Raw genomic sequence first — 9199 nt, 5'->3', positions numbered from 1 at the left:
GAATCACTCAACTCCAAGCTTAAGGCATTTAGAGGCCAACTGCGTGGAGTTAGGGACATACCGTTCTTTTTCTATCGTGTATCGTTGATATTTGGGTAGGGATGCCACGGACTTTATCGGATGAGCCGAATTCTTTGAATTTAATGGTGAAGATTTTTCTGATGTTCACCCCATTAGAACTCATATCATTGTTGAAGAGATATTTAGGAATGATAGAAAAGGGTTATGGGAGATTGGTATGGAATTGTTCGAGCATATAAATGAAAACACTAGTCCTTTGTTTCTAATGACCCTTTTAGATGAGGGTAAATATATGCCAGATTCTCTTTTAAGGAAATTGGATGGGAAGAAGGTAAACTCTATGCAAGCGTATATAGTGGCAAAGACTTTGGTGTGGTGTGGAGTCAAGCTTTATATTGAGAATAATCAGGCTGCATTTGATTGGTTAAGGCATACAGCACCTATCTGTTGGCAGTACTTTGTGCCTGTTAACTTTACGGAAATAGAACTTGATGAGTCTGTAGATGAATTGTTAGGAATACATATAGGTATTACCATGAATGATATAAGGAAAAGATTTACTTCGCAGACTGAAGTCTTTACTTATTTATGTAGATGGCTTAATAGTTCTATTTCCTTGGAGAAGCCTAGAAAGTGGCGTGACTATTGTTGGCTGGCAAAATTCTTAACAATATGTAATTTGCAGCTATCTTACAAGCCTGACATCTCTGACTTTAGAATAGAGGCTAAAATTCCTGATGATTTGGATGAGATGGCAGATGTACTTCTTGGTCTGAAACTGGCTGGTTACGATTCTACAACTTATAATCACTTGGAAGAAAACTTTGTTAAGCAATTTCGAATCCAAAACAATATCTTGGAGTTTGATATTTGTAATAATGAAGTCAACTGTCTCACTTTCTTAGATTATTTCACTGCGGGGGAACAATATGGGAAAGAAGATGGCGATATTATGAATCGCATTAATATGCGTCATATTGATTTGCTGAGAAAAGCCTTTCCAAATTTAGATGTATATCATTCAGAAATTATAAAAGATGATATTTTAAAAGAATTAGATTTGTCTTTTGAAAAGCATATAAGTAGGATAAACCTACCGCTTGAAGAGATGAAAGAGCCGCGCATAATGATGATGCACCTTTATGAGAAGAGCTATGTACTTCCTTCCAGAAAGGCTTATTGTGATCAGTTGATATCTTTTCGAAAGTTATTTGCTGATGTTATAAAAGAATATTGGCAGGGTATAGATGAGATTCACAGAGTTGACAAGGCGCACAATGTCAAAATGGATCTGGCTTGTAAAAATGTATGTGATAAGATTTTAAATGTTAACATAGAGTTGCCGGCATCTGAGATAAATAGATTCGGATTAGGTTATGAAAAACGCAAAGAAGAGAAGGATGATGGTAAAAGTTCAAAAGATAATTTGAAGGAATTGAACTCATTGTATTTACATTATTCTTCTTCTTTGATTGTATTTTTCAGGCAGTGCTATCTACCTTCACAAGGCTTTATCAATGATAAACAAAGAATGACGATATTATTGTTGGAGGCACAGGGTACGATGAAAAAATTGCAAAGCTTGTTTCACCAAGTTTTTGATGATTATGTTGACGTCATTGAGATTAAACAACTTGATGAGAGAGAGAGTCAGCAGATGTTGTGCCTTATTGTCGTTTATCAATGTTTGGCTCAAAACAAGCCTTATATGTCTTGCAGACAATTGTTAAAGCAGATAAAGCCTATGAAGCTAACGACTTGTCAAACAGATGATACAAGCGATAAAAATATAGAGAATCTGTCTACAGCTATAGTTGATACTGTTGATGATATAGAGCAACTACGGAATATGCAATTGAAAAATATTTATAGTAGATGCTCTCATCTTGATGACTTATCTACACAAATCGTTGATAAGTATTTAAAACGCTATGATGAAGCAATCCATTCGCATTTTGCGATTTGATATTATCTACGGTATGAATGCAATTTTAGTATCTAAAGTAAGGATACAAACAACATAGAACGAGCTAATCAAACTAAATAATCAATCTTCAAAATTAAGTTTAATTTTAACAAAACACACAGTTATCTATGGTAAAAAGAAATGTTGCCCTTATTACGGGCATTACTGGACAGGATGGCTCTTATTTGGCTGAGCTGTTGTTGGAGAAAGGTTATGACGTGCACGGAACTATCCGTCGTTCGTCCGTTGATTATCGTGAGCGCATCGCTCATTTGGAAGGTCGCCCAAACTTCCATCTTCACTATGCCGATCTTGGTGACTCGATGAGTATCATTCAGGTGATGAACAAGGTGAAGCCTACTGAGGTGTATAACCTTGCTGCTCAGAGTCATGTGCAGGTTAGCTTCGACTCTCCTGAGTTTACTGCTGATGTGGATGCCACCGGTGTGCTCCGCATCCTTGAGGCAATCCGCCAGTGTGGACTGGCCCAGACTTGCCGTATGTATCAGGCTTCCACCTCGGAGCTTTACGGCAAGGTGGAGGAGGTTCCGCAGAACGAGAACACTCCGTTCCATCCTTATTCTCCCTACGCTGTTGCTAAGCAGTACGGCTTCTGGATTGTGAAGGAGTATCGTGAGGCTTATGACATGTTCTGCTGCTCTGGTATCCTTTTTAACCATGAGAGTGAGCGCCGTGGCGAGACTTTCGTGACTCGTAAGATTACGCTTGCTGCAGCTCGCATCAAGCAGGGCAAGCAGGACAAGCTGTATCTCGGCAATCTTGACTCGCTCCGTGACTGGGGCTACGCTAAGGACTACGTGGAGTGTATGTGGCTCATCCTTCAGGCTGAGAAGCCGGAGGACTTCGTAATTGCCACCGGCAAACAGCACTCGGTTCGTGAGTTCGCTCGGCTGGCTTTCCACTATGTCGGCATCGAGCTGAAGTGGGAAGGCAAGGACGAGAACGAGAAGGGTGTCTGCGTTGAGGGTCCTGAGGAACTCATCGGCAAGACGCTCGTGGAGGTATCGCCCGACTTCTATCGCCCCACCGACGTGGTGAATCTCTGGGGTGACCCGACGAAGGCTAAGGCAAAGCTCGGATGGAATCCTAACACCACAAGCTTCGAGGATCTCGTGAAGATTATGGTGGAGAGTGACATGGCAAAGGTAGCTGCCGAGGATGCCGGCATGAAGGTTCGCTGCAATCTTGCAGAATATCTCGAAAAAGGTATCGTTAAGTAATCGTTAAGTAGTATGTTGAAAACTGATTCAAAGATTTATATAGCGGGACACCATGGACTGGTGGGTTCTGCTATATGGAATAACCTTAAGAAGAGAGGGTATAACAATCTGGTGGGTCGTTCGCATAAGGAGCTTGACCTTACTGACCAGTATGCCGTGGAGAAGTTCTTCGATGAAGAGCGTCCTGATGCTGTGGTTCTGGCTGCTGCTTTCGTGGGTGGCATTATGGCTAACTCGCTCTATCGTGCTGACTTTATCATGCAGAATATGAAGATGCAGTGTAACGTCATCAGCAATGCTTATTCGCATGGCGTGAAGAAGCTGCTCTTCCTCGGTTCCACCTGCATCTATCCCAAGGATGCTCCCCAGCCAATGAAGGAGGACGTGCTCCTGACTTCGCCTCTGGAATATACCAATGAGGAGTATGCCATCGCAAAGATTGCGGGTCTGAAGATGTGCGAGAGCTATAACCTTCAGTATGGTACTAACTATATAGCCGTGATGCCGACAAACCTTTATGGTCCTAACGACAACTTCCACTTGGAGAACAGTCACGTAATGCCGGCGATGATGCGCAAGATTTATCTCGCCAAGCTCATCCATGACGGCGACTGGCACAGCATTGAGGTGGACATGAACAAGCGTCCTATCAATCCCGATGACAAGCTCCGCGCCATCATCGGCGAGGGCAATGTGGACGGCAGCAACTCGCATGAGCGCATCCTGAAAGCATTGGAGTTCTACGGTATCTACGACAACAAGGTGGTGCTTTGGGGAACTGGCACTCCGCTTCGTGAGTTCCTTTGGAGCGAGGACATGGCAGACGCCAGCGTCCACGTTCTCCTGAACGTAGACTTCAAGGACATCATCGGCATCGAGAAATACTCCTCAGTATTCTATGGTGCGAAGGTGGACGGCGCTGTGGACAGAAACAACTCAGAGGGCAGAGGTGGAGCCATCCCGTCTCTCGGCGAGATCCGCAACTGCCACATCAACGTCGGCACCGGTAAGGAGCTGACTATCCGCCAGCTCTCAGAGCTCGTGGTAAAGACAGTAGGCTTCGAGGGCACGGTGGAGTTTGACGCCAGCAAACCCGACGGCACCCCAAGAAAGCTCATCAGCGTGGACAAACTCCACAGCCTCGGATGGACACACAAAGTGGAAATCGAAGACGGCGTAGAGAAACTCTATGAGTGGTATCAGCAGAGCCTGAAAGACTAGTGAGTAATGGGTAGTGAGTAGTGATTATTGATTAGTGGGTAGTAGGGCTTCACCTTTCCCGTTCGCCTATATCAATTAATCACTACTCACTACAAATGTCTCCCGCAGATTTTTTTAGTTATTATTTAGTAGTGATTAGTGGTTGTTAAATCTGAATTTTATTTTAAGACAATATCATATGTATAGTACAAGTTGGAATGAGTTCATAGGAAAGAACTCAAAGAATTTGACAAATGCATTTGAGGACTTAGCGCGTTTTTTTGTTTCGCAAGACATATAACGTGCCATTTGCATTGCCTTATTATAAGAACCATCCGGGAAATGAAACTGATGTCATTGAACGAGATGGTGAGATTATCGGATTTCAAGCAAAATATTTTGAGAATGAAATAGATGCAAACAATATTATCCATTCAATAGAAAAGGCCAAAGAATGGAATCCCAATCAGACAAAGATAATCATTTATACAAATAAGGAATTTGGCATTCCTAAAGGAAGTCACATTACTAGAAAGCAACAGTCTATTCAGGATGCGGCAGAGAATAATGGCTTAAAGATAGAATGGATGTTTGGCGACAACATTCTTGATGCTGTAAAAGAACATCCATTGGCGTATGACATCTTCTTTAATCTTAAATCTCATATTCAAGACTTGCCTCATGACGTAGAAGAAAGCAATGATGCAAAGTTTGCTCGTATTAACGGTGAGATAGTCTATGGCGACAATGTCTTCACTATTGACAGAAAGGACTATGTGAAGAAGATAAATGAACATATCTGTAACAAGCAGAACATCGTTATTATAGGAGAGAGTGGATCGGGGAAAAGCGCAATTGTCAAGAATTACTATGCACAAGCAAAAGAAAACATAGATACCGTGTTTTTTGTATTGGATGGTAGACAATTGGATACGAGCAGGATAAACGACTTGTTTGCTTTGGGGCAGAATTATTCATTTAAGGAATTCTGTGATTATTATCGGGAGTTTAAAACCAAGATAATATATGTAGATTCAGCTGAAAAACTTCTTGAATACACTGGCAGTTCGGTTCCTTTTCTGTTATTTGACAAACTTCGTAAAGAGGGTTGGACGCTTGTTTTTACGTGCAAAGCTAATTGCCGGAAAGATTTTCTTGAAGTTATCAGTCAAGATTATGGTCTCCATACGGTTATTATGGAAGTTCTGCCAATCTCAAAGACCGAACTTGTTTCGTTTGCTGAGAATTACTCAATTGTGCTTCCTCATGACAATAAGCTTCTTGTCCAGTTATGCTTACCATTCTACCTCGCAAGATATGTGGAATTAGGTTCTAATACTCAGATGGATTGCTCTTCTTTCAGGGAAAGGGTTTGGAAGATAAAAGTGAGAGGTAATGTAAGGGGAGGTGTGCAACAGAAAAGGGAGGATTGTTTGGTCGACTTAGCCCGGCAATTACAAATGTATCCGAAATATTATGTTGGCTATTCTGACATAAAGGATAAGGATGCTGCCTATTTGCTCATGGAAGAGGATGTGCTGACTGAGGTAATGCATAAAGGCTATACGTTTAAGCATGATCTTTATTCGGATTGGGCGTTGGAGTATGTGATGGAGCAGATTATAACGGGACAGGTAAAGGAGCTGAACTATTTACCACATACTGTGGATTATCAGAATGCTTTTTTACATTGTTTGCAAGAAAAGACAGATGATGGGGCGATACGATTGGATTCTTTCTGTAAAGCGATATTTGCAAATGAATTGGATTATTTTTGGGTGTCTCCTGTATTCTATGTTATAGCCATGAGCAAGGACAAGTCGCGTACGTTCTTTGAAAGGTTTGACGCTCAATTAAAACATGACAATTATTATTGGTTCAATCAGTTTGCTAAGGAACTTTATGTGTCTTGCAAAGAGATAAAAGAACACATAACATATAAGGGTAGGCAATATCCAAGATTTATTCCGGTTGGTGGTGGGTGGAGTAGCGTGATTGATTTTATGTATAGAAATCAAGACGAATACTTACTGAATAACACCTATATTATATACCAAGTTTTACTTGGATTTTTAGGCATCGGGGATGCCGGTCCTAACGAAAAACGGCAGGCGGCTATCCTGTCATTGAGGATATTCAAAGAGGAGGTTTATGCATCAAGGAAAGGTTCTACATTATACATACAGAAACCGGAGGAATGGTGCTCTTTGGTTTGTCAGTATTCTGCTTTCTTGAAAGATGAACTGACGCAAATCATAAGTGATGTAGTCCGTAACAAATGGGTTGATTATGATGCCCCGTATTTTCTGTTAATGGAATATGTGGTCAGGAAAGCTAACATTTATGATGTCTTTCCTTTATGTATACAATGCCATGATGTTCTTCCTGAACTTCTGCAATTGTTTTGGGAGGAGCGTCCGGAAGAAAATAAGCATAGGGTTTTTTATGACTATTCGTACCAGTACAGCGAGTACTATTATGGACTTGATGAAGGGTTAGGAATAGAAGGATATTTCCCAAGCAGTGCTTTCCAAACACCTGTCTATCCTATGCTGATGACTGAATATAGTATCAGTCCTGAACTACAGAATACAATAGATTTTATCATCAAATTCGTTGATAAATGTGTGGATGTTTATAAGGAAAGAAGGACGGAAGGAGATAACATAGAGAAAATAAGGGTTCTATTACCAAATGGCACTTATAAAGAAATAATTGCTTCGCAAGTATTGTGGAATATGTATAGAGGTACGTCCGGTTTTCCTGCACCGCACGTATTGGAGTGTGTACATATGGCATTGGAGAAGTTCTTGCTTGAACTATGCGATGACAATAAAAACAAAGAATATGTTTCAAAGATTCTGACGAAGATTCTAAATGAGTCGAAATCAATTTCGTTATGGGCAGTTGTGGCAAGTATAGCTTTGGCGCATTCTGACGAATACTTTGATATATTGTTGGTTTTTTATCAGGATTACCGTTTCCTTTCGTATGACTTGACTCGTTGTACTCATGAGTTGTCTGCTAAAATATGGGCTGTTGAGGGTATTGGACGTGAATATATTGTAAAAGAACGTAAGGCTTCCAACGAATTGAAACATAGGCAATATCATCTGGAAAGTTGGTTACAAAGACTTCTGGTTTGTTATGATGCTTCTGAAAAGCCGCAAGATAAGGAGAGGTTGCTGAAATTATATGCTTGCGTAGACGTAATTAAAAATCAGGTAGCATTAATCCCGCAAGCAAAGAAGAGATATGAGGACTATATGGTGGCCAGAATTGACTATCGGTCATTGATAAAGGAAGAGGTAAGCTTAAAGGATGGGGTGAAAGCAATAAAGGTTACTCCTAACTTAACTCCTGAACAAAAGAAAGAGAGCCTGAAAATAGATGAGGAAAATAGGCAGATGACAAGATGTGTGAATCTGAGGAAATGGATTGAAAATCAATATTCCGAATGTCATGATGTATCTTCAAAATCGCCCTTTGACGATAATCCAAAAGCCGTATTGGACGAAATAAGATATATTGAGAAACTATTAGGTTCTGAGGATACAGCTATCCATAGGCTCGCAGGTGACGAGTTTCTACCTTGTATGGGAAGTGGCATTCTGCTTATGAAGTTCTCTGACAAGCTGGATGCTATGGAACTGAATGAATGTAAGCAACGCTTGTTCACTGTACTGAAGGATATGGGACCCTTTTTGGAGAAAACGTTCACTGAGTTGGAGGTATGTCTCAATGCAATTCCTTCACTTCTGCGTTTCAGCGATAAGGAGAATGAAATTGAACTTAGAAAGATATGTTTGGCATTTATAAGAAGCACATATAAATACGGCAATACAAGGCCATGTGATACGATGAGATACATGATGGTTAAGAACGAAATGTGGAAACATCATACATCGTTTATGGAATCATGTCTGCAAGAAATCGTAGAAACTCCGATTTCTCAAGATGCAACAGAAATAGACAGGGCAAGAGCTACGCTTTGTATCTTGGCGAATGACACGTCACACATGGACTTGACGGTTAAGTGTATGGAAATAATGTCATCAGAATGGATGCCTAAAACAAATAGAAATCATGTTTCGTATTCTCAAGAGAGGTTTGATGATGCAGATCTGGTTTCGGACATCATTATCAATGCTAATGAGGATAAGATTCCTCAAATGCTCTCGTTCTTCTGCAGATATATATCAAAAGATAATAGGTATGAGCCGTTAATTCGTTATTTCATTTTTAAATGTCTACATTATGGCTCTTATGAAAAGTTTTGGATAGTATGGTATTCTCTTTATGAAAGTATAATTAAGAGGATTACGAAGAGAGATAGGTCTGAAATTATTCAATATTACTTGCTTGATCTTTCAACCAATGTCAAATATGAGGAAAAGTGGTTTGACTTTAAGGAGAAAGACATCAGCTTTTTCCAAAGAGTTTTAAATGATGTTGGTGATAATCCGTCTGTATTGAATTCCGTGGTTAAGGTCTTCGATACTATAGCAAGCGAATATGCATTAAATATCGTGCCTACAATTTCTTCTGTTATAGAAGATAAGGATGTATATACAGGTGAACGTAGCGTAATGAAGACTTTGATATTCAATCTGGAAGGATTTATGAGAAGGATTTTTGCAGATTATGAGAACAATATCTATAAAGATAAGCAATTGAAACAACGGGTTAAAACAATTTTGTTGTTCATGAAGCAGCATGAATCTTCTCAAGCTTCTGACTTATTGCGAAACATTTAATATGCTTATCTTAA

Annotated in this window: 4 protein-coding genes; all 4 read left to right on the top strand. The window is 40.1% G+C overall.

From position 1 onward, the window contains the following. Window positions 1-238: 238 nt before the first annotated feature. Window positions 239-1987 carry a hypothetical protein gene (locus CHL74_RS12215; RefSeq protein WP_094881474.1) on the top strand — a complete coding sequence of 583 codons (1749 nt, stop codon included), beginning with the start codon at window positions 239-241 and terminating at the stop codon, window positions 1985-1987. Between the two features lie 128 nt (window positions 1988-2115). After that, window positions 2116-3228, top strand: coding sequence for a GDP-mannose 4,6-dehydratase (gene gmd, locus CHL74_RS12210; RefSeq protein ID WP_094881473.1), 1113 nt, complete (start codon window positions 2116-2118; stop codon window positions 3226-3228). A gap of 12 nt (window positions 3229-3240) precedes the next feature. Next, window positions 3241-4449 (top strand): GDP-L-fucose synthase family protein, encoded by a 1209-nt coding sequence (locus tag CHL74_RS12205; RefSeq protein WP_094881471.1) that lies wholly within the window; start codon window positions 3241-3243, stop codon window positions 4447-4449. A gap of 281 nt (window positions 4450-4730) precedes the next feature. Then, on the top strand, window positions 4731-9185 hold the full coding sequence (locus CHL74_RS12200; RefSeq protein ID WP_141241322.1) for an ATP-binding protein: 4455 nt from the start codon (window positions 4731-4733) through the stop codon (window positions 9183-9185). Window positions 9186-9199: the final 14 nt, after the last annotated feature.

This window comes from Prevotella sp. 885, from assembly GCF_002265625.1.
Lineage (GTDB): Bacteria > Bacteroidota > Bacteroidia > Bacteroidales > Bacteroidaceae > Prevotella.
This window is presented reverse-complemented; position numbering and strand designations above follow the sequence as displayed.